Source organism: Salinispora oceanensis (assembly GCF_000383575.1).
Taxonomy (GTDB): domain Bacteria; phylum Actinomycetota; class Actinomycetes; order Mycobacteriales; family Micromonosporaceae; genus Micromonospora; species Micromonospora oceanensis.
On record NZ_KB911579.1, the window covers coordinates 2,554,530 to 2,575,459 of the forward strand.

Sequence of the window (20,930 nt, forward strand, 5' to 3'; positions counted from 1 at the left end):
AGGACCCGTGCCGTTTCCCGAGCATCGACCCCGGCGGCTGCGTCGCAGCCCGGCCCTGCGGCGGTTGGTCGCCGAGACTCGGGTCGACCCGGCCGAGCTGGTTGTGCCGCTGTTCGTCAAGGAGGGGTTGACCGAGCCCCGGTCCGTGCCGTCCCTGCCGGGGGTGCTCCAGCACTCCCGGGAGTCGCTGCGCAAGGCCGCCGTCGCGGCGGTCCAGGCCGGCGTTGGCGGGATCATGCTCTTCGGGGTTCCGGCTGACCGGGACGAGCTCGGCTCCGGCGGGGCCAACCCGAACGGCATCCTCAACGCCGCCATCCGGGACGTTGTCTCCGAGGTGGGCGACGCCGCCGTGGTGATGAGCGACCTCTGTCTGGACGAGTTCACCTCGCACGGGCACTGCGGTGTGTTGGCATCCGACGGGTCGGTCGCGAACGACGCCACCCTCGCCGCGTACGCGGAGATGGCGGTGGCGCAGGCGGCGGCCGGGGTGCACGTGGTCGGGCCGTCCGGAATGATGGACGGTCAGGTCGGCGTGGTCCGGCGGGCGTTGGACGCCGCCGGCCACCAGGACGTGGCCATCCTCGCCTACACGGCGAAGTACGCGTCCGCGTTCTTCGGCCCGTTCCGGGACGCGGTGGAGTCGACGCTGGACGGCGACCGGCGGACCTACCAGCAGGATCCGGCGAACCTGCGGGAGTCCCTGCGCGAGGTGGCGCTGGACGTGGCCGAGGGCGCCGACATGGTGATGGTCAAGCCGGCGCTGCCGTACCTCGACGTGGTCGCGGCGGTCCGGGCCGCCGTTGACGTGCCGGTCGCCGCCTACCAGGTCTCCGGCGAGTACGCGATGGTCGAGGCGGCTGCCGCGAACGGCTGGATCGACCGCGAGCAGACGATGCTGGAGACGCTCACCTCGATCCGTCGGGCCGGAGCCGAGATCATCCTCACCTACTGGGCGGTCGAGGCCGCGCAGCTGCTGCGTCAGCGCTACTGATGCTGCCGCGCCCGGCCGGCCCACCGCCGGCAGCCGGGCCCGCAGCGACGTCACGGCCCGCAGCGACGTCACGGCCCGCAGCGACGTCACGTCCCGGCCCGCCAGCCCGGTCGAGTACCGGGCCGGCGGGCCGGGACGACTTCCAAGGTCGCCGGTGGCGACGCCAGTGGGCGGTCAGTCGTCGTTGACGATGGTCCCGGTGCCGAGCGGATCGGCGATCTGGAGCCCAGGACCACCAACCACCAGCAGAGTCAGCCTCTCGTCGGTTTCTCGTTTCCGGTCGCCGCGCACCGACACCGGGAAGGTCAGCGTTGTCTGGCCCGCCGCCAGCGTCTGGCAACCGACGTACGACCGGTAGTCAAGACCCGGCCGTGCGCTTCGGCCCAGGGTCAGGGCGCAGACCAGGGTCGGCTCGGAGAGGGGACGCGAGACGGTGACGGTGAAGTCCAACTCGCTGCTGCCCCGATCACCTTCGACCACCGAGGCGTCGGAGACGGTCAGCGTCGGGCGGGACCGGAACCGGGCCACCTGCGGGTCGTGGTCACTGGCGCCGCGTGACCCGTCCCCCGCGTACTCCGCCGGCCAGTCGGCATTGATGTGCGCGGCCCGCATCTGCACCAGATCACCGTGGAGCGCCGGGGTGACGAAGAGGTGGTCCAGCGTCTGGGCCTGGCCGGCGAAGCTGTACGAGTAGGCGGAGGACGGCGCGTCGGCGAGCAGGTCATCCCAGAGGTTTCGCAGCCCCGCCTCGTACAGGGGAGCGAGCTGGTCCGACGGGGTCGGGTCCGCGGCCGTCGCGATTGGATCGTCGGGACGGGGGAAGACGTTCAGGTCCCCGCCGAACACCACTCGGGCGGCCGGGTCCGCCGCCGCGATCGCGGAGACGATCGCCGCGCCGTACGCCGCCTGCTCCCGGCGTTGCCCCACCCGGCGGTCGGGGCCGGACGAGTAGTGGTTGCTGGCCGCCCAGAGCGTCAGCCGTTCCCCCGAGCCGGGGGCGGCGGCGATGGTGAACCGGCCGAGCTGCGGCGCGCGGGTGAAGACGTTGTCGCCGTCCTTGCCGGTGCTGGTATCCACATCGGGCGGCAGGACCGCGTTGAGCGCCTTGGGGTTCTGTACGTCGGCGTTGGACGGCAGCCCGGGCGCGCGGTACTCGACGGTCGGGGCGGCGCCGAGCAGCGGATCGTCGGCGGTCGCCGCGGCCAGCGCGACCCGGTCGGTGCGGTAGAGGAAGGCCGAGGTGATGCCCCGGTTGTCAGCGCCACTGCGGTCGTAGGCAGCCGCGTAGGCCGGGCCGCCGTTGTCGGCGATGGTCAGCGCGAGATCCTGGAGCGAGTCCGGTGCGCCGTCGGCGTCGTCGGTGTCACCGCAGACCAGCGTGCCGCCGTCGACCACACAGATGTCCTGGTCCTCGGTCTCCTGTACCAGGATCAGGTCGGGGGAGTGTAGGTCGTTGGTGATCTGGTCGGCCAGCGCGGCGAGCTGGTCCCGGTACTCCTGCTCGCTGCCCGGCACGTAGTCGAACGGGGGACGTACGCCGGTGCAGCCGTCGTTCCCGGCGAAGTCGCAGCCGTCGAAGGGGTCGTCCCGGAAGTCGTACAGGTTCTCCACGTTGTACGCGGCGACCGCGTACTCCGTCGGCCGGTGAGCTGGCTGCGGCGGGTGGTTCGTCGCCGGGTCGGTTCCGGCCGCGAACGCTGCGGACTCGACCTGGATGCCGTACTTCTGGAACGAGTAGTAGAGGCCGCCCACCGCGTCGGCGGTCAGGGTGTCGAAGGTGCGTGCCGGGGAGAGCAGTGTGGTGTTGTCGCCGCTGGCGGCCTTGACGCCCATGCTGCCCAGCATGATCCGCTGGCCGTTGCCGTCATCGAAGGTCTGGGTGGGGTCGTTGTCCAGCGGGTGGGCATCGCGGAACACCCGGCGGGCGTGCGGCTCGCTCCGGTCCAGGAGCGGGTCATCCCGGTCGACCAGCCAGGTCTCGGCGTCGGCGGAGGAGGCGAAGACGTTGCGCCCGCTCACCGTCTGACTATCCGCGCGCACCCGCAGCCGGGCCCCCTCGTGCCGTTCCCAGAAGCGCTGCGCGTCGGCCAGGTCGGCCGGGGGTACCGCGTCGGTCACCGTGACCACCCGGTCCACATCCAACCCGGTGGAGACCCGCCGGACCAGTGCGGCGCTGGAGAGCTGCGTCATGTGGTAGTACTCGGAGACCCGGGCGTGGAGCACCACCTCGTCGCCGACGGTCGGCACGTAACCGCCGATGAGCGACGTGTGCGAGCCCATGAAGACGAAGATGCCGTCGGAGCTGGTGGGGTCGCCGTCGGTCGCGTCGGCCCGGCTCTGGAGGAAGAACCCGTGCTGGTCCTGGCCCGTGGAGTCGCGGGCCAGGGTGCGCTGGGTGACCACGCCCCGGATCTGGTATCGCGCGGTGCTGGCACCGTTGCCGCTGGCCGGCGCGAGCGGCGAGCGGTCGGTGGCGCCCTCCTCGGCGTCGGTGGTTGGGCCCTGCACCTCGCCGACCGTCAGCTCCCGGGTGGCCTGCACCGGCAGGGTGCAGGTCGCGGTGGTGCCGTCGGAGTCGGTCGCCGTCAGGACCACCGAGTACGCCCCGGCGGCCAGGTCGGCGCTCGCGCTGACGGTGGCCCGGGCGGTGCCACCGACTGCTCCGGCCGGGGTGAACGCCGTCCGGCTGATCGTGCCGGTGGCCGGCGTCGGGCTGACGGAGGTGACCGCCAGGTCGACGATCTCATCATCCGGGTCGCTCGCCGTGACCTCCCGGGACGCCGCGGTGCCCGCCGGCGTCACCAGGGGATCGCCGCAGGTGATGGTGGCGGGGGTGTCTACCGGGCCGTCGCCGATGTGGTGCGCGCCGAGCCCGTCCACCGTGTCGGTGTCGAAGCCGGCCCACTCGGTGGCCGGGTCGAAGCTGTCGCCGGGGTCGGTGTCACCAGCGGTGATGCCGGACAGCCGGCGGAGGGTGTGGTTGGCGGTGTCGGTCAGGCCGGTGCCCCACCCGGTGCCCGGATCGACGCCCACCTGGCCGATCGCATCGAGCACGGTGCCGCCGCGGCGTAGCACGACCGCGTCGTCGCCGTTGAAGAGTCCGGCACCGGTGACCTGGTCGGCCTGGGCGAGGATCGCCGCGTTCGCCGACGAGTGGGCGAAGACGAAGACGTCTCCCGCCGCAACCGTGCCGCTCAGGGTGAAGGTGGTCGGTGTGGTGGAGCCGTTGAAGTAGAGCAGCAGTTGATAGCCGCCGGTGGCGAGGTCGACCGGGGCGCCGGTGCCGTTGAAGAGCTCGATCGCCTTGTTGTTGGACGAGCCTTCGACGTACTCGGAGATGAACAGGTCGGTTGGGGCGGCGCTGGCGGCGTGGGGTGTGATCCCGACGGCCGCGAGGCTCGCGGTGACGGTGACGGTGGCGAAGACGGCGAGTGCGCGACGCGGGCGCATGGAGCCTCCACGGTGGGTGGATGGGAACGAGCGAAGGGTAGAGGGTGCGCCCTACCTCGCTCTATCCCCTGAAGGTCCCAATGGTGAACTATTGGCGCGGGGCGTCGCGCTGGTGCACCAACTCGGCAACGTCAACGCTGTACTCGTACCACTCCCGGTCGGGGCGGTAGCCCAGCTCGGCGTTGACCTTCAGCATCGCCTCGTTGTCCTGCGCGTTCCAGGTCTGCACCTCGGTGAGCGTCGGCTCGGCCGAGCGCAGCTCCAACAGCATGCGGGCCTTCATCGCCCGGTCGATGTCGTGCCCGCGGTGCGCCGGTACGACGATCGTGTCGTACTGGTCGGCCCGGGTCGGATGCTGCGCCGGCACCACCACCTCGGTCAGGCCGGCCACCTCCCCGGTCTGCTTGTGCAGCGCGAGGACGATGTACGGGGTCATCCCCCGGCGCTGCAGGCAGTCGAGGCTGTCCCGGAGTCGCTGCGGGTCGTAGGAGCTGGGGCGGAGCTCGCCCTCCTCGACATCGCGCGCCTCCGCCTTGGCCCGCGCGTACGCGTCAATGAGGTGATCGGGCAGCCCACCGGGGTGGAACTGCACGTCGTATCCCGGGCGGATGCCGTCGGCCGTCTTGCCCAGCTCCGCCCAGTCCACTCCGGCCAGGTCGAGCACGCTGCGGGTTTCGACAAACTCTCGGGTGAAACCGAGCGACTGAAAGAAGGCGACCGCCGGGGTGTCGCCGACCACCTCCACGCCGATCGTCTGGAACCCCTCCTGGTAGACCCGGCGGGCAGCGGTCAGGACCAGCTCGCGGCCGAGGCCGCTGCGGCGGGCCGACGGGTGCACGAACACCTCGAGTACGCCGATGCTGCCGAGCAGCAGCACGTTGACCATCCCCGGTATGGCCACCTCGTCGTCCTGGCCCGGGTCGGGCTCAGCCACCCAGGAGATCCGCCGTTCGCCCGGCATCATTTCGCTCAGGTATTCCCGCAGGAAGCTCCCCTGCCAGGGCGGGTCCTGCGGCAGATCGGCGGCGAGGACCGCGTTCAACGTGTCCAGCAGGGACACCATCTCGGCGGACGACGCGGCCCTAAGATCCCATTCGCGCATCATCACCCGTCTAGCTTGCCGCTTACCGCTGCTCGGGGGAAGTAGGGGATTCCCCGGAAACGTGGATGATCACGTCAACTTCGGCTTGCCTGCCCGTACTGGTTGGCCTTGTCGAAGACGTCCTGCGCGTACTGCCGCACATCGTTGTACGACAGAATGGCGTTCCACCAGTCGCCGGCGATGGTCAGGTTTCGGCCGCCCTTGCACAGGTAGTTGGCGGCGGCCAGGGCGGCGTCGTCGATGTCGTGCGGGTCCTTGCGGCCGTCGTTGTCCGCGTCGGCCCCGATCTCCTGCCAGGTGGTTGGAATGAACTGCATCGGCCCGATCGCCCGGTCATAGGTGGCGTCCTGGTCCAGCGTGCCGCGGTCGGTGTCGCGGATCAGCATCCGGCCGCCCTGCCCGTCCAGTGGCAGGCCGATGATCTCTGGAGCGGCCCGACCATTCGACCCGAGCTGAGCGTTGTTGGCCTGCCCGTGCGCCGACTCGACGTGCCCGATCGCGGCGAGCGTGGTCCAGCTCAGGCCGCAGCTGCGGTTGGTCTGGGCGAGGACCAGTTCGGCGTAGCCGTAGGCCTGCAACGCGACCGGTGCGATGCCGACCTTCGGGGCGGTCTGGGCTGCCCAGCTTGCGAGCGTGTCGGCGGGTCGGCCGAGGCCGGGGGGCGGGGCGGTCAGCGTGGCGTCGGGTGGGGGCAGGGTGCCGGCGGGGGGCGGCCCGTCGGGCGCGAAGGTCGGCGGGGCTGTTACGTCGGGGGTGGCGGCAACGATGGTCGGGCCGGAACGCACCGTGGTGGGCACCAGCAGGGCGCCGGCCGCCACGGTCGCCGCGATCAGGATCAGCAGGAAGCCGCCGGGGAGGGTGAGTTGGCCGCTGGGGCGTCGCGACCAGCGGTGGACCGCACGCGTCGCGCCGACCGCCAATCGGGTGGGGGAGACGCGGATGGCGTGCGCGAAGGGGACCCGGTGCCGCCGGGCTTTCGTGGCCCGCTCCGGCCCGGTCGGCTCGGTGGAGCCAGACGCCTCGACCTCGTCGGCCCCATCCGCGTCGCCCGGGCCCGCTGGGGTGACCTCGTTGACCGGGTCAGCGTCGGGGTTCTGCGTCGGCTTCGCGTCGGGGTCTTGCGTTGGCGGTCGCAGCCACGGTCGGCGCGGCCGGGGGACCGGCCCGGACCGCCGTCCAGCGGCCACGTCGGATCCACTCTCTGCTCCCCCGCCTGGTGCGGCCGGGCGCAGGGGCCCGAGGGTCTGGTTCTCCTTGCCGTCCACCACCTGTCGAGTATCACCCATGTCCGGTCGTTCGTCCGGGGCGGTCGTAGGCTGGAAGGCATGCCCCGGTACGAGTTCCGTTGCCGCGCCTGCGGTAACACCTTTGAGGTCAATCGGCCCATGGCCCGAGCCGCCGAGCCGGCCCGCTGCCCGCAGGGGCACGACGACACAGTCAAACTCCTCTCCACGGTCGCGACAATCAGTCGTAGCGGATTTGGCGGGACCGCTCCCACCACAGGTGGCGGCTGCTGCGGCGGTGGCTGCGGCTGCTGAGTCGGTATTCGATTCGTCGACCTCTCACCGCGCTTGCCGACGTCGGCGCGGAGTGGCACGTTGGAGCAGAACCGGGCCGTCATGCTCGCGATGCGTGACGGGCTGGATTCAGGCAGCATGAACCAGACGTCCTGGGCGGAGGTTCCACGCATGTCGCCACGGATCCACCTCCCGACCGGGTGGGTGACCTTTGTCTTCACCGACATCGAGGGGTCCACCCGGCTGGCCCAACTGCTCGGGCCGGACTACCGGCCGGTGCTGCGGGAACACCGGCGCCTGCTGCGCCGGACCATCGTCGCCACCAAGGGGGCGGAGTTGCTCACTGAGGGTGACTCGTTCTTCCTGGCCTTTGCGGACGCGTCCGCCGCGCTGACCGCCTGTCTGGCCGCCCAACGTGCCCTGACCAGCCACGACTGGCCGACCCCGGATGCCACCCCGCGGGTAAGGATGGGGCTGCACACCGGGTGGGCGGAGCCCCGCGACGGCGAGTACGTGAGTGCCGAGGTGCACCGAGCCGCCCGGATCGCTGCCGCCGCGCATGGTGGACAGGTGCTCTGCTCCGCGGCGACCGCCCAGCGCGCCCACCCGTTGCCCGGCGGCGCCTCCCTGGTCGACCTGGGCCTGCACCGGCTGCGTGGCTTCGACGACCGGGAACGACTCTTCCAGCTGACCGCAGCCGGTCTGGAGCGGCAGTTCCCCCGTCCGCGTACCGCTGACGCAGTGGCGCACAACCTGCCCACCTCGGTCACCTCGTTCGTCGGCCGGCAGGCTGAGTGGGCCGAGCTGCGCCGGCTGGTGGAGAACTACCGCCTGGTCACGGTGGTCGGCGCGGGGGGCTCCGGCAAGACGCGGCTCGCCGTGGAGCTCGCCGCCGACCTGGTCGAGTCCCATCCGGACGGTGTCTGGTTCGTCGACCTCGCCACGGTGGCGGAGCCAGGGCTGGTGGCCTACGCAATCGCCGACGGGCTCGGCCTCCGCCCGGAGCCGGGCCGCTCGATGGTGGACACCCTGGTGGAGTACACCGCTGCCCGCCGGATGCTGATGCTGCTGGACACCGGTGACGCCCAGCTGTCGGCGTCCGCCCAGGTGATCTCCCAGCTGCTCGCCGGTGGGGTGGGGGTGCGGGTGCTCGCGACCAGTCGGGAGTCGTTCGGACTTCCCGGTGAGGTGGTGTGGCGCATTCCTCCGCTCTCGGTCGACCCACCGGTAGCCGGAGCGGAGAGCGACGCGGTTGCCCTGCTGCTCGACCGCGCCACGGCGGCGCGGGGCGGTCGGCGGCCCGACCCGGCGGAGTGGGTGGACCTGCGTCGGGTCGTACGCCGCTTGGATGGCCTGCCGCTCGCCATCGAACTGGCCGCTGCCCGGCTGCGGGTGCTTTCGGTCGGGCAGCTCGCCGACCGCCTCGACGACGTTCTGGGTGCCCTCGACGCCGGCCGGGGCGATTCCGAGACCGGGCTGGCCGTGCGGCATTACAGCATGCGGGCGAACCTCCGTTGGTCGTACCAACAGTTGGGCGCGGGGGCGGCCCGGCTACTGCGCTGGCTGGCGGTGTTCGCCGGGCCGGTGGACCTGGCAACAGTGGAGTGGTTGTTGGACGGCGACCAGCTCGATCCGCTGTCGGTGCTGGTGGAGAAGTCGATGGTGTTGGCCGAGCCGGACATCGGTGGCAGCACCTATCGAATGCTCGACCCGATTCGCGCCTACGCGGCTGGCCGGTTGGTGGCGGCGGGTGAGGAGCAGGCGGCGCGGAATCGACACGTGGCCTGGTCCGCACACGCGTTACAGCGGTTGGGCTTGGGGCCGGACGGTCGGCTGGTGACGCTCTCGCTGTACGCGTTCGACCCGCTCGCCGGGGAGCTGCGAACCGCGCTGCACTGGTGTGCGACGGGTGGTAGCGCGCGGGCGGGGCTCGCGCTCATCGTCGCGATGGACCAATGGTGGCGGGAGCGGGGCCTGGCCGGGAAGGGCCGGCTCTGGTTGTCCCGACTCTACGACCGGAGCGTCGAGATCGGGGAGCACATCCCGGATGCGGAGCTGGCGGCGGCGCACCACACGCATTCGTTGCATTCGGGAGCAGACGGCGACTTCGTTGAGGAGCTGCGCCTGTCGCGGCGGGCGGAGACGGTGGCCCGGCGGTCCGGTGACGCCGGCCTGCTGGCCCGGGTGCTGGCCAGCCGGGCGGCTCCCCTGGTTGACCTAGGCCAGTTCGCCGAGGCGGAACAGGTGTGCCGGGAGGTCATCGACTGGGCGCAGCGGCAGGAGGTGGTTGACGATGCCCTCTTCGCCGTCCTGAGCCTGGCGGAGTTGCTGTGGCGTCGGGGCGCCTTGGAGGAGGCGGCGGAGCTGCTCGGCGCGGCCCGCCCGGTTGAGGCGGGACGTCCGGCGGAACGGGGCCGCCGGACCGTGGACATGCTGCTCGGCCTGGTGGCGCTCGCCCGCGGCGACCTGATCGCCGCGCACGAGCACCTGTTGGTCTCGCTGCGGTCCCGGATGGCGCACGGTTTTCACCGTCGTGCCTGTGACACGTTGCAGGCGATCGCGGTGCGCTGTGCCGCGGGGGGCGATCCGTTGACCGCCGCCCGACTCTTCGGCGCGGCGCAGGCACGGGGGGCCGCCCTGGGCGCGGTGCCGGGTCTCAACGGTGACTACCTTGCGCGGTGGCAGGCGCAGGTGCGCGCGGCGCTCGGCGATGTCGTCTTCGACCGGACGTACGGCGAGGGCACGGAGTTGGGCCTCCGGGAGGCGGCCGCGGTTGCCCTCGGCGTCGAACACCCGGACCTGGCCGCTGATTCGACCCGTTTCGCCGCAGGTGTCGCCCCAGCCGCCCTCACCAGCCCCTTGGAGCGGCCACTGCACGCCCCGAGCACGCCGGATCCCAGCCGGGTCGGTCCCGAGCCCGACTGAGCTCAGGCGAAGAAGCGGGCCAGGTGGGCCTGCGTGGGGGCGGGCGCATCGGGCGGCAGGAGGGTCAGGTCGGCGAAGATGCTGGCCCCGTCACAACCGGCGTGCAGGGGGTACCAGCGCGGAGCGTCCGGCGGGCGTTGGAGGCAGATGCCCTTGATGGTCTGGATGTCGAGCAGCCGTACGTGGGTGGGGTCGGCGACCGCGTTGACATGTCCCCACCAGGGGCTCATGACGTGCAGGACGCCACCGGGCCGGAGCACCCGGTGCGCCTCGTCCACCAACGGCAGGAAGTCGATCAAATGCTCCAGGATGTGGACGGCGAAGAAGACGTCCACCGAGTTGTCGGCCAGCGGCAGGGTGCGTGACAGGTCGGCTACCGCGTCCACCCCGACCGCGGGGAAGATGTCCAGGCCCAGGTTGTCCGGCCACTGCTTGGTCCCCCCGCAGCCCAGGTCCACCACGACTGGATCCCGGTCCCCGACCCGGACCCGCGCCCAGATGGCCAGGACCCCGGCGAGCCGGCCGACCTGGTCCCGTACCAGACGTAGGTCATCCGGCTCGTCGACCTCTCCGGTCAGGTGGGCTACTCCCCGGTCGAATTCCACCCCGACGGCGAGATCCCGCAGCCGGCTGTCGTGCCGCGCCTGGTCTGCCCAGGCCTCGGCGAGGAACTCGTCAACCGCCCGCAGCCGTTGGGCTGAGGGCGGGTTCACTGTCAGCGCGACCATGGCCCACCTCCGGCCGCCCGTTACCCGGAAACCCGTCCGATATGCCCCCTGTCTCGGCGGGCGGAGGCCGGCGGTGGGTCGCTTCGGGTTCCCGCCCTCGGCCGGTGAACCTATCCTCGACCGGTAGGCCGGCTGGCTGTCGCCGGTAGTGGTGCACGGGGTGCACCACCGTGCTGGTGGCAGATGGCGGTGGCGGGGTCGACACGACATGAGGGGGGTGGGGTCGGATGGATCTGCTGGCCGAGTATCGACGGGCGACCCGGTACTTCGAAGCTGGGGACCCGTCCGAAGCGGCTCGGCTGCTCGAGCCCATCCTCGAGGCCGAGCCCGGCAACACCGCCGTGCGCCAACTGCTGGCCCGGGCGTACTTCTCCTCGGCGCAGCTCAGTCGCGCCGAGGAGCAGCTACGCGAGCTGGTGGACCGGGACCCGAGTGACCACTACGCCCACCACGTGTTGGGCCGGACGCTGGAGCGGCTGAACCGGCCGGTGGACGCGCTGCGGCATCTGCGCATCGCGGCGGCGATGCACCACGGCAACGCCGACTATCAGGCGGCGCTGCGCCGGGTGCAGGCCCGGGTCGGTCGCTGACCCTCAGTCGTCCGGCTACTGCGCTCCGGCGCCGGTCACCGGGCGGCCCTTCGCCCACCCCGCCACCTACGATGGTGCTGGCAATGGAATCGACCCGGCGGAGGTCCGGCGGTGAAGCTGAAGCTGGACCTGCACGACATCTACAACCGGGGCACCGACATCGACCGGGCCCTGCGCGGAATCATTGACGAGGCGGTGGCGAAGAAGGCCACCCTGGTGGAGATCATCCCCGGCAAGGGGTCCGGCCAGCTCAAGAAGCGGGTGCTGCGGTTCCTTGATCAGAAGGACGTCAAGGCGCTTTACCACCGGGTGGAGAAGGACTCGAAGAATTTCGGCCGGGTCTTCGTGCACTTCCGCTGGAAGTAGGCCGTCGTAGTCAGCACGGGGCGTGTGCGATCAGCGTGTCAGGCTATCGGGGCATCCCGCGTGGCACTGCATGCAGTCGGCGGTGGTGGCGATGCCTTGGCGTTTACCTTTGGTGCGGCATTCATGGGGACAACCTGGATCGAGCCCACCGCCAGCCTGTCGACGAGTCTGATCGACGTCGTCCAGAAAGTTCTGATAGCCCTCACCTTGCTGTCGGCGGTCTCAGTCGCCACGATATATTGGTTCAATCGACCGCAAGTCTTGGTCTCTGCCCGCTACCGCAACGACCGTGGCCGGTGGGCGGAACGTGCCCGGCATGGACGCTAGGTTCGAAGGATGAACTAGCGGATCTAAAGTTGTCGTAACTCATTGCCCCAGTAATGCTTGAGTAAGGGGGCGGGCACGCCTATCAGTCTCGCTGCTTGCTGTACATGTACCCGGAGGTACGGCATTATGGTCGGGAGGCCGGCCTCGTGAGCAAAGTCGTCAAGAACTTGATCTGTCGGCTTGTTCACTGGTGTAGTCAGGTCGAATATCGCCGCAACGTCGACCTTAATCAATGCTTTGCTTCCGCGTAGCTCTATCTGCGCACGGAAGATGAACTCACCATTTGATAGTGCCTGCTGGACATGCAAATCTGAGGAGTCACCGTCGACTGGTATCTCTTTCATGTCAAAGCCGTCACGTCGCCGTGCTGACACCTCGTAAACGCGCACGTTCTCGAGGCTGAGAAGCGAGGTGAACTCTGCGGCGGTGGTGACAGTTTTTGAGGTCATGAAGAAAGTTCGATCACGGGGCGCAATTCGGCGGGAGTTTCCATCTCGTCACTTTCGCTGTCGACGGATGCTGGTATGTGGTAGCTCGCCTTCCAGGATGCGGCAAGGCCAGAAACCTCTACTATCAGTCGCACTCGGCCGCCCGACGCCCTCGCGTAGCGTTGGACGGTGGAGATTCTTGGATCCCCACCAGCGCGTTCGAATTTCGAGACGGCCGACTGAGTTGTCTCCATCTCGCTGGCCACGTCCGCCTGGGTAAGGCCTTGACGAACCCGCAGACCGACGAGTGTGTCGATCAGGCGTTCGACGTCTCGGGCGTCTTCCAGGGCTGCCCGAATGTGAGGATTGTCCGAATCTAGTCCGAGTAGACCGAAAAGTTCGTTCCCCATGTCTTGGCTCCCCTTGGTTGCCGCCCCAGCGTATCGCCTGGAAGCGATAATGACACTACTTGTCGTGTCGTGACTTCCAGTCACGGAAACGATCTACCGCGATGTCGACGTGGCGACTCTCGTTCTGGCGCTGTTTCTGGAAGAAGTGGAGCGCCAGTAGTACCAGGTTGCTCGCCCCCTCGCCGTAGGCCAACCTCAACTGCCGCTCGCCTACCCGGATGCGCACCTCGAGTACCCCATCGCGCAGCGGTTTGACGTCGCCGGGTCGGGTGCGCCCTGCGGCGACCCGGTCCATGATCGTTTGGAGCTTGGCGGTCTCCGCCCTCGTGAGCCTGGCTTTAAGGATCTCGCGGCGCACAGGATCACCCCCGCCGGGCGCCTCGTAGAAGTCCCAATGTCGGCTCATGCGCCAGGCTCCGGTGGCCTGGTCAACCAGGCCTGGAAGTGTGAACCAGACCACGTCCAAGGCATAGCCGACAGCTTCGTCGATAGAACGCTGAGTGTCCAACTCGGTCCTGTCGGGCGACGTGGGCAAAGGTCAGGGCCGTTACCGCCGTCAAGGCAGCGATCGGGGTCGTGGTGTTCCCGCCGCCTTGAGCCAGCCCCTGGGCGGCACCAGTTCGGCGGCGCAGTCACCCGGTTTTGACCGGATGTGCCCGGTACTGGATCAATACCGCTGTAAGTAGCACCGGCATGCTCCCTGACCTGCGTCGCAAGTCGTTCAGAGGGGTCTTTAGGCAAGATCGTGTCGTTCCCCGCCGTCTACGGGCTCCGAAGGGTCGTCGTCCCTTTTGGTGCTCGCCCAGCGCCTTGTCGATGGCTCCTCGGGTGCGGTCCTCGCTCGTCGGCAGCAGGTGCGTGTGGGTCCGGAGGGTGAAGCCGGGGTCCGCAGGCCCTACCCACTCCACAGATGCGCGGACGAAGGCCGACGGGATGGCCGAGGCGGTGCCTCTGGTGGTCGACGCGCTCATGCAGAGGTGCCGAAGATGCGGCGACTGAGGCCGTCGAGGGACTGGCGGCAGCGTAGCGATCTAAAACAGTGCCGGAGTGACCGAACACCAGGAACTCAGCTTTACCGACTTTCGGCGGCGGCAGGATGTCCCGCCGCTGCTCAGGCAGGACCTAATCGACTGCTGGGTGGAAGTGACCAACGCGGGTGGGGCCGCTGGATTCCCATTCCCGCCGGTGACGGCCGTCGAGCCCTTGATCCGTCATTGGGGAAGCGTCCACCACCCACAGAGCCGTCCTGGTTATCGCGGCCGGGGGATCGGTGTGGCCTTGATGCGCGAACTGCGCCGCGTCGCCCGTGACGAACTCGGACTGGAGCAACTCCACCTGGCCGTCCGGGGTCGGATGGGGCTGGAGGACTTCTATTGTCGGCTCGGGTGGCGCGAGGTCGGCCGATGGCCGAACAAGCTGCGCTTGGCACCCGACGACACGAGAGACGAAGTGCTGATGATGCTCAACCCGCTGTGACGATGGGGGGGGGACAAGGTCCAGACTGTCCCCATGGGACGGCGATCCCATGACAGAATCTCCTCCGTGGAAAGCTTTCGCTCCTATGACGGCACCGAGCTGGCTTATCGGTCAGTCGGCTCCGGTCCTCCGCTGATCTGCATCCCTGGTGGCCCTGGGCAGGCGGTGGAGTATCTGGGAGAGCTGGGTGGGCTTAGCAGCTGTCGCACCCTGATCCTGCTGGACAACCGGGGCACTGGCGCCTCGAGCGTCCCCGCTGACCCGGCCACCTATCGTGTCGACCGCTTGGTTGACGACGTCGAGGCACTACGGCAGCACCTGGGCTTCGACAGCGTTGACCTGTTCGGGCATTCCGCCAGCGGTGGGACCTGCCTGCTCTATGCCGCCCGGCATCCGGAACGGCTGAACCATCTGGTGCTGGTCGCCCCGTCACTGCGGGTGGTCGGGTTGCAGTCGGACATCGAGGTTGACGGCGTGCTCGCCCGGCGGGCGCACGAGCCGTGGCACCATGCCGCGGTGACGGCGCTGCATGCCGAGGCGAAGAGCCGGGAAGAGCTTGAGCGGTACCGCTGGCAGGCGGCGCCATTGTTGTACGGCCGCTGGAATTCGGCGGCTCAGGCGCAGGCAGCGGCCGAGCCGGTCCAGTTCGCGCAGGCCGCGACCGACGGGTTCTACGAGGAGTACCAACCCGACCCGACGCTGCCCGCGCGCCTGGCGGAACTCAGTGCACCGACCCTGCTTCTTGCCGGTGAGTACGACATTTGGCCGACCGTCGCAGCGGTACGGCAGCTCGCCACTCTGTTCGACAACGTAGAGCTGGTGACGCAGCCGGAATGCGGCCACTTCCCCTGGGTCGACGATCCGGCGGCCTTCGTGGCATCAGTCGACGCGTTCCTGGCCAGCTGATGCCGCTTTTTTAAGGGCGTTGGATCGTCATCGTCCTGGTCCGCACCGAGTTCCGTGTCTGAAAGTAGGCATAGGAAGAATTGTCGCTAAGCGGAGGGCGCGGCGCGGCCTGCCTCTTTACCCTATTCGTGCTGATGCTGGCGGACCTCATGCCGCCGCAACGTCAACCCTAATTACTGCTTTGCTTCCACGTGGCTCTATCTGCGCACGAATTATCTCGGCACCGGCTCGAGCGTGGCCTCGCCCCGGATCTGGTCAGCCCGGCGGGTATCTTCCCGGCTAAGCATCTGTTGCTGGAGCGACAGGTTCTTGGCTTCGAGCGATGCCAGCTGCGCCTGCATCACCGCCTGACTCTCTTGCTGCGCGATAAGCATCTGCTCAGCCTGCCGACGAGCTGCCTCCGACTTCTGTTGGTCCTGCTGAGCGACGTAGGCGAAGGCCAACGCCAAGACCGCAGCCAAAGCGGAGATCAGAGTTCCAGCCGCGTTGAGCCAGTCTCTGAATGTGACCAGGCGGGGCATGAGGAGACTGCCAGGACGGCGGGCTGGTGGCGGGTCCCCCCGCTCGCTCACCTCGCCCAAGGGTGCGGCTAGCGGGGGCAGTGGAACCAAGAGCCCCGTGACGCGCTGCGTCCAAGCTGTCCTCTTGATGGTCAGGGACGGCGGTGTCGCGTGGTTGATCAAGATGAACCCCATGATCCGAATGAAGGTCCGAATTCCGTTGGTGTCAGTCGTTGAGGATGAGGTGTCATGTCAAGGCTGGAGAGGGAGTGCGTCTGCGGCATGGAGTCGCTTTCTGCGCAGGGTGGTAGCCCGCCGGCTTTCGCGCTTCCCAGGATCATGCCGTTGTCGGGCCGCCTGGGGAGGGTCGACATTGGCCATCCATGCCAGATGTAGTTGCCGCTCAGGGTTGCGGCCGTCCGGTTTGATCAGCTCCGCCCTAACTTAGATCACTTTTCGCTGGAATTAGTGACGGAACACCTGGGCTGATCCGCCCCGGGGCTCTCGGTATTTACCGATCCGATATCGTGCCTCCCGTCCTGCTCGTCGGCCCACGGGGGAGCCACGATGAAATTGAGCGCCGCACTGCTCGCCCTGGGTCTGACCGGTGGCCTGCTCCTTGCTGCCGGTTGCACTCAGGCGACGGAGCCCACGCGGACCGAGAGTTCGGCCCCGGCGGACTCCGTGGCCCCGTCTCCAACACCCGATGTCCGCGACGAGTTGGTCGCGTCGCTGGAGCGGTCTCAGGGGGTTGCCCACCGGTATGCGGTGCGCGGCAGCCTGCCCGAAGGGAAAAGCGTCGAGGCCAGCGGTGCCTTCGATTCAAAGCAGCAGCGCTTCCAGACCACCATCTCGGTCACCGGCGGGGAGGAGCCGTCGGTGGGGAGCCGGGTCGTCGTTGGCACCGACAGTTACCAGCGGCGGTCCGACGACGATGAGTGGGTGCACGTCGATCTGACTCGGGTGAAGCCGGACGATATATTCGTGGGCTTCGACTGGGCCGACCCGACCGGCATGAAGGCGTTCACCGCGTCGATCGTCTCGGCGCAGCGCACCGGCACCCATACCTACACCGGCCGGTTCCGGCCCGACGGCAGAGACATCAAGCCGTTCGTCCCCGTGGGCGCTCCGAGCATCGTCACGATCGCGATGCCCCCGTCGCCCTTCACGATCACCACTGACGACCAGGGGTGGGTCACCTCGATCGAGGTGGAGCTGACCCCCAGCGACGGCCCGAAGCTGACGACAACCACCACGATGAGTGACCATGGGAAGCCATTGAAGATCAACGCGCCCGCACGTTCCGTTGAGGCCGCTGACTTCTACTACCGCGACTGACAGCTCGACCGTAGCGGACCGGTCCGCCCGGCCGAATCCTTCGGCCAAGGCAGGAAGGACCCCATGGCTCCGGGGCCGGATGCCGCCGTGGGTCGGCGGGGGATTTCCCGGACGAGCCCGGCGGGTGCCGGGAGGCGGTAGAACGGGGGCATGAGGAAGACGGTGGCCCGGGAGGCGGTCGAGAAGCGACGTCCCGCCGGTGACTGAGAACCTGTTCGACGAGGTCGGCGCGCTCCTGCGGACGGCGGCCGACCAGGTTGTGCTGCCGCTGTTCCGCCGGCTGGACGAGGCCGACATCGCGGAAAAGGCCCCCGGCGACCTCGTTACCGTCGCCGACCGGCGGGCGGAGGAGTTGATCTCGGCGGGTCTGCGTCGGCTGCGACCCGACTCGGTGGTGGTCGGGGAGGAGGCCGTCGCCGAGGACCCGGAGCTGTTGCGGCACCTGCGCCGCTCCGGCCCCGTGTGGGTGGTGGATCCGATCGACGGCACCGCCAACTTCGCGGCCGGTCGCCAACCGTTCGCGTTGATGGTGGCCCTGCTGATCGACGGAGAGCCGAGCGCCGCGTGGATCTTCGACCCGCTGGGCAACACGCTCGCTGCCACGCGCCCCGGCATGGGGGCGTACGTCAACGGGCGTGCGGTACGGACGGCCGGAGCGCCGGCTGACCCGGGCCGGCTACGGGGCGCGGCGATGTCCCGCTATCTGCCGGCGGCCCTGCGTCCGCGGGTGGAGGCGGCCGGTGCGCGGTTGGGCGAGCTCCTGCCGGGCCAGCACTGCGCCGGGCGGGAGTATCTGGACCTGCTCCTCGGGGTGCAGCAGTTCGTGCTCTACGGGCACACCCTGCCCTGGGATCACATCCCCGGCACTCATCTGGTCCGGGCCGCCGGTGGGGTCGCCCGGCGCTTCGACGGAGCTGAGTACCATCCGGGCGTTGAGGGGCAGGGCCTGCTCGTCGCCGCGGATGAGCGGGTCTGGGCGGTGGCCCGGGAGACGTTCTTCGGCGGAGCGTGAGGAGGCGCCCCCAGCATCAAGCGATGCGTGTCGGTGTCCGCCCCCGGTGTTGAGCGGTGGGTAGCGACCTGCGCCACCCAGCGTCAATGCGCGCTGAGTCGGCGGATTTGGGGGTCTCGCGGCGGTGGTCGGTCCGGTATCGTGACCGACGGTCTCCGCCCGCTGGCCGCCGTGCGGCCCCGATGGGACCGCCGACCAGCGGGGTTCGTGGGGGCTGACAGCATTCGGGAAGGATCCACTGTGCGCACAGTCCTGCCCCGCGGGGGTTCCCGTCCACTGACTGTCCTCGCCGTGGTGGTGGTCGTGGCGGTGGCGGTGCTGCTCGGTGCCGTGCCCGCCCAGGCCGAGCCGGGTGAGGGCGGCAGCGAGGAGTTGCGGGACGCGCTGACGGCCGCCGCCAAAGCGCACATCGACGCCACGGCCAAGCTGAAGAACTCCAAGCGTCGGCAGGAGGAGCTGACCACGGAGCTGAAGACGGTCGAGGCGCGGCTGACTGACCTGACCGCCCAGGTGGGCATGGTGGCCGCACAGTCGTACCGGTTGGGTCGACTCACCCCGGCAGCGACGTTGTTGGAGAGCACCTCACCCGACGAGTTCCTGAATCGGGCGATGAATCTGGACGTGATGGCCCAGCGGGACGGCCGTCGGGTGCGCGAGTTGACCGAGGTCCGGGAGACGGCGGAGAACGCCAGGATCGCGATCGACTCCGAGGTTCGCGAGCAGGAGAAGCAGCTCGACGTCCTGGCGAAGAAGAAGAAGGCGGCGGAGGTGGCGCTCGCCGCGGTCAGCTCGGGTGGCGGGTCCGGGTTCGGTGGCGGTTCGGCCAACGCCGCCTCAGCGCCCCGGAACTCGGATGGCTCCTGGCCGTCGGAGTCCTGTTCGGTCAACGACCCGACCACCTCGGGTTGCATCTCTCCGCGCACCCTGCACATGCTCAAGGAATCCCAGGCAGACGGTTTCAAACGGCACGTCTCCTGTTTCCGCAGCGGCGGCGGTGGTGAGCACCCGAAGGGGAAAGCCTGCGACTTCTCCGCTGCCTCCGGTGGATTCGAGAACGTCTCGGCGACCGGCGGCGACAAGGCGTACGGTGACCAGCTGGCGACCTACCTGAAGAACAATGCGAGCCGGCTCGGCGTGATGTACGTCATATGGTATAGGCAGATATGGATGCCGAATACTGGCTGGCGAGCATATAGCGGGGGCGGGAGTCCTGCCGCTGATCACACTAACCACGTTCATGTTTCGATGTACTGACTCGGCCGGCCCGCCTCGCTGCGTACTATCGCGCGGGTGAACTCCGCCTCGTCCCAGACTCCCGTCCGGTCGGCCCGATTCGGGCCGGCGACCGGTCCGGCCCTGCCCAAGGGGCTGGCCGCGTTTCTGGTCTTCTTCTCCAGCGGCGCGGTTCTGGTGCTGGAGACGGCCGCGCTGCGCCTGGTCGGTCCGTACGTCGGGGTGACCCTCCAGGTGACCAGCTCGGTGATCGGCATCGCGTTGGCCGCGATCGCGTACGGGGCGTGGGCTGGCGGGTGGCTGGCGGACCGTCGGGACCCGCGTACCCTGCTGGCCCCGGCGCTGGTGCTGGCCGGTATCGCCACCGCGGTGACCCTGCCCGCGGTCCGGTACGCCGGGGAGGTGCTGCGGGGCGGGGCGGCGTCCGCGATCCTGCTGCTCGTCGCGCTGGCCGTCTTCGTGCCGGCGATGCTGCTGTCAGCGATCACCCCGATGGTGGTCAAACTGCAGCTGTCCGACCTGCGCCGTACCGGTCAGGTCGTCGGCCGGCTCTCCTCGATCGGCACCCTGGGCGCGGTCACCGCCACCCTGGTCACCGGCTTCGTGTTGGTGGCCGCGCTGCCCAGCACCGTGATCCTGCTCGGCCTGGCGGTCTCCCTGGGGCTGAGCGGGGTGATCCTCGGCGGGTGGCTCCGGCGAACGGCGGGCGAGCAGCTGACCGGCCCGGCCCGGGTGTCGGCCAGCCTGGCCGTGCTCGGCCTGCTCGGCGCCGGACTGACCACGGTCGCCCCGAACCCGTGTGACATCGAGACGGCCTACCACTGCGCCCGCGTCGAGACCGACCCGGGCCGGGCGAGCGGGCGTACGCTGCTGCTCAACTCGGCCCGGCACTCGTACGTGGACCTGGCCGACCCGACCCACCTGGAGTTCGCCTACACCCGGTGGATCGGGGCGGTCGCCGATGTCATCGCACCGGCGGGTCGTCGGCTGGACGCGCTGCACCTGGGCGGAGGTGGCTTCACCGTGCCGCGGTACCTGACCGCCACCCGGCCGGGCACCGAGAACGTGGTCTTCGAGATTGACGGCGGGCTGGTGGAGCTGGGTGAGGAGAAGCTCGGCGTGCGGCAGGGGCCGGAGCTGCGCGCGGTGGTTGGGGACGCCCGGATGCTGGTCGCCGCCGAGGCGGCGGAGAGCCAGGACCTGGTGGTGGGGGACGCGTTCGGGCATCTGGTGGTGCCGTGGCATCTCGCCACCCGGGAGATGGCCGCTGAGGTCCGTCGGGTGATCCGCCCCGGCGGCGGGTACGTGCAGAACGTGATCGACTATCCGCCCCTGCGCTTCATCCGCAGTGAGGTGGCCACCGTCGCGGCCGAGTTCCGGCAGGTGGCGCTGATCGCCCCGCCGGCCGCGCTCGCCGGTGAGCAGGGCTCCAACTTCGTCATCGTGGCCTCGGACGCGCCGTTGCCGTTGGCCGCGGTCCGGGAGCGGCTGAGTGAGGTTGACCCGGGCGCGGTCGTGCTGGAGGGCGCGGAGCTGCGGGAGTTTGTCGGCGACGCCCTGGTGTTGACCGACGACTACGCCCCGGTGGACCAGCTGCTCGCGACTGCGTGATCGCCGCCGGCCGGTGGGCC

19 protein-coding genes are annotated in these 20,930 nt (G+C 69.5%); 11 read left to right on the forward strand and 8 right to left on the reverse strand.

The genetic code is table 11. The features are described from left to right. Positions 1–7: 7 nt before the first annotated feature. Entirely contained in the window at positions 8–991 is a 984-nt protein-coding gene (gene hemB / locus SALPAC4_RS0111935) for a porphobilinogen synthase (protein ID WP_019870518.1), read from the forward strand. Between the two features lie 174 nt (positions 992–1,165). Here hemB and SALPAC4_RS0111940 read toward each other — a convergent pair whose 3' ends face one another. From SALPAC4_RS0111940 to SALPAC4_RS0111950, 3 genes are all read right to left on the reverse strand, one after another. Continuing rightward, the gene (locus tag SALPAC4_RS0111940) at positions 1,166–4,441 is read right to left on the reverse strand and encodes a lamin tail domain-containing protein (protein WP_019870519.1); all 3,276 of its coding nucleotides are present in this window, start codon (positions 4,439–4,441) and stop codon (positions 1,166–1,168) included. 88 nt (positions 4,442–4,529) lie between these two features. Then, complete coding sequence (locus tag SALPAC4_RS0111945) at positions 4,530–5,546, reverse strand: GNAT family N-acetyltransferase (protein ID WP_027644586.1); 1,017 nt, start codon at positions 5,544–5,546, stop codon at positions 4,530–4,532. A 71-nt stretch (positions 5,547–5,617) separates the two neighbouring features. After that, complete coding sequence (locus tag SALPAC4_RS0111950) at positions 5,618–6,829, reverse strand: lytic murein transglycosylase (protein WP_020113493.1); 1,212 nt, start codon at positions 6,827–6,829, stop codon at positions 5,618–5,620. 39 nt (positions 6,830–6,868) lie between these two features. On the opposite strand from SALPAC4_RS0111950, the gene SALPAC4_RS26485 reads away from it, so the two are divergent. Both SALPAC4_RS26485 and SALPAC4_RS0111960 read left to right on the forward strand, forming a co-directional pair. Beyond that, on the forward strand, positions 6,869–7,081 hold the full coding sequence (locus SALPAC4_RS26485) for an FmdB family zinc ribbon protein (protein ID WP_026271684.1): 213 nt from the start codon (positions 6,869–6,871) through the stop codon (positions 7,079–7,081). Between the two features lie 117 nt (positions 7,082–7,198). After that, on the forward strand, positions 7,199–9,985 hold the full coding sequence (locus tag SALPAC4_RS0111960; protein WP_027644585.1) for an ATP-binding protein: 2,787 nt from the start codon (positions 7,199–7,201) through the stop codon (positions 9,983–9,985). Between the two features lie 2 nt (positions 9,986–9,987). Here the strand turns inward: SALPAC4_RS0111960 and SALPAC4_RS0111965 are convergent, their stop codons facing one another. Then, positions 9,988–10,713, reverse strand: coding sequence for a methyltransferase domain-containing protein (locus SALPAC4_RS0111965; protein ID WP_019870523.1), 726 nt, complete (start codon positions 10,711–10,713; stop codon positions 9,988–9,990). Positions 10,714–10,940: 227 nt separating this feature from the next. On the opposite strand from SALPAC4_RS0111965, the gene SALPAC4_RS0111970 reads away from it, so the two are divergent. Together SALPAC4_RS0111970 and SALPAC4_RS0111975 are read left to right on the forward strand one after the other, a co-directional pair. After that, positions 10,941–11,303, forward strand: a complete 363-nt coding sequence (locus tag SALPAC4_RS0111970) for a tetratricopeptide repeat protein (protein WP_019870524.1) — start codon at positions 10,941–10,943, stop codon at positions 11,301–11,303. A 111-nt stretch (positions 11,304–11,414) separates the two neighbouring features. Beyond that, positions 11,415–11,669: a Smr/MutS family protein gene (locus SALPAC4_RS0111975; RefSeq protein WP_018218167.1), complete on the forward strand. Its 255-nt coding sequence runs from the start codon at positions 11,415–11,417 to the stop codon at positions 11,667–11,669. Between the two features lie 350 nt (positions 11,670–12,019). On the opposite strand, the gene SALPAC4_RS27740 is transcribed toward SALPAC4_RS0111975, so the two are convergent. The 3 genes from SALPAC4_RS27740 to SALPAC4_RS0111980 are packed head-to-tail and all read right to left on the reverse strand — an operon-like array spanning position 12,020 to position 13,342. Further along, positions 12,020–12,445: a hypothetical protein gene (locus tag SALPAC4_RS27740; RefSeq protein WP_155252648.1), complete on the reverse strand. Its 426-nt coding sequence runs from the start codon at positions 12,443–12,445 to the stop codon at positions 12,020–12,022. Next, a complete protein-coding gene (locus SALPAC4_RS26495) occupies positions 12,442–12,834 on the reverse strand; it encodes a helix-turn-helix domain-containing protein (RefSeq protein ID WP_080640889.1) in 393 nt (130 codons plus the stop codon). The genes SALPAC4_RS27740 and SALPAC4_RS26495 overlap by 4 nt, the downstream gene beginning before the upstream one ends. 55 nt (positions 12,835–12,889) lie before the next feature. Then, entirely contained in the window at positions 12,890–13,342 is a 453-nt protein-coding gene (locus SALPAC4_RS0111980; RefSeq protein ID WP_223874736.1) for a type II toxin-antitoxin system RelE/ParE family toxin, read from the reverse strand. Between the two features lie 539 nt (positions 13,343–13,881). Between SALPAC4_RS0111980 and SALPAC4_RS0111985 the strand changes: the two genes are divergently transcribed. After that, positions 13,882–14,310, forward strand: a complete 429-nt coding sequence (locus tag SALPAC4_RS0111985) for a GNAT family N-acetyltransferase (protein WP_019870527.1) — start codon at positions 13,882–13,884, stop codon at positions 14,308–14,310. Positions 14,311–14,376: 66 nt separating this feature from the next. Beyond that, a complete protein-coding gene (locus SALPAC4_RS0111990; protein ID WP_223874737.1) occupies positions 14,377–15,216 on the forward strand; it encodes an alpha/beta fold hydrolase in 840 nt (279 codons plus the stop codon). A 212-nt stretch (positions 15,217–15,428) separates the two neighbouring features. On the opposite strand, the gene SALPAC4_RS0111995 is transcribed toward SALPAC4_RS0111990, so the two are convergent. Then, positions 15,429–15,788, reverse strand: coding sequence for a hypothetical protein (locus tag SALPAC4_RS0111995; protein WP_223874738.1), 360 nt, complete (start codon positions 15,786–15,788; stop codon positions 15,429–15,431). A 495-nt stretch (positions 15,789–16,283) separates the two neighbouring features. Here SALPAC4_RS0111995 and SALPAC4_RS0112005 point away from each other — a divergent pair, with 495 nt between their 5' ends. The 4 genes from SALPAC4_RS0112005 (at position 16,284) to SALPAC4_RS0112020 (ending at position 20,910) form a co-directional block, all read left to right on the forward strand. Further along, positions 16,284–17,054 carry a hypothetical protein gene (locus tag SALPAC4_RS0112005; protein WP_019870530.1) on the forward strand — a complete coding sequence of 257 codons (771 nt, stop codon included), beginning with the start codon at positions 16,284–16,286 and terminating at the stop codon, positions 17,052–17,054. Between the two features lie 199 nt (positions 17,055–17,253). Beyond that, positions 17,254–18,066 carry an inositol monophosphatase family protein gene (locus tag SALPAC4_RS0112010; RefSeq protein WP_019870531.1) on the forward strand — a complete coding sequence of 271 codons (813 nt, stop codon included), beginning with the start codon at positions 17,254–17,256 and terminating at the stop codon, positions 18,064–18,066. Positions 18,067–18,306: 240 nt separating this feature from the next. Further along, positions 18,307–19,320, forward strand: coding sequence for a coiled-coil domain-containing protein (locus SALPAC4_RS0112015; RefSeq protein ID WP_027644584.1), 1,014 nt, complete (start codon positions 18,307–18,309; stop codon positions 19,318–19,320). Positions 19,321–19,356: 36 nt separating this feature from the next. After that, a complete protein-coding gene (locus tag SALPAC4_RS0112020; protein WP_019870533.1) occupies positions 19,357–20,910 on the forward strand; it encodes a fused MFS/spermidine synthase in 1,554 nt (517 codons plus the stop codon). Positions 20,911–20,930: the final 20 nt, after the last annotated feature.

Excerpts from the sequence above, each read along its gene's own strand:
- SALPAC4_RS26495 (WP_080640889.1), bottom strand. The coding sequence starts at position 12,834 with ATGGGGAACGAACTTTTCGGTCTACTCGGACTAGATTCGGACAATCCT.
- SALPAC4_RS0111960 (WP_027644585.1), top strand. The coding sequence starts at position 7,199 with ATGAACCAGACGTCCTGGGCGGAGGTTCCACGCATGTCGCCACGGATC.
- SALPAC4_RS0112005 (WP_019870530.1), top strand. The coding sequence starts at position 16,284 with ATGAAATTGAGCGCCGCACTGCTCGCCCTGGGTCTGACCGGTGGCCTG.
- SALPAC4_RS27740 (WP_155252648.1), bottom strand. The coding sequence starts at position 12,445 with ATGACCTCAAAAACTGTCACCACCGCCGCAGAGTTCACCTCGCTTCTC.
- SALPAC4_RS0111950 (WP_020113493.1), bottom strand. The coding sequence starts at position 6,829 with ATGGGTGATACTCGACAGGTGGTGGACGGCAAGGAGAACCAGACCCTC.
- SALPAC4_RS0111940 (WP_019870519.1), bottom strand. The coding sequence starts at position 4,441 with ATGCGCCCGCGTCGCGCACTCGCCGTCTTCGCCACCGTCACCGTCACC.
- SALPAC4_RS0111945 (WP_027644586.1), bottom strand. The coding sequence starts at position 5,546 with ATGATGCGCGAATGGGATCTTAGGGCCGCGTCGTCCGCCGAGATGGTG.
- SALPAC4_RS0111965 (WP_019870523.1), bottom strand. The coding sequence starts at position 10,713 with ATGGTCGCGCTGACAGTGAACCCGCCCTCAGCCCAACGGCTGCGGGCG.
- SALPAC4_RS0111970 (WP_019870524.1), top strand. The coding sequence starts at position 10,941 with ATGGATCTGCTGGCCGAGTATCGACGGGCGACCCGGTACTTCGAAGCT.
- SALPAC4_RS26485 (WP_026271684.1), top strand. The coding sequence starts at position 6,869 with ATGCCCCGGTACGAGTTCCGTTGCCGCGCCTGCGGTAACACCTTTGAG.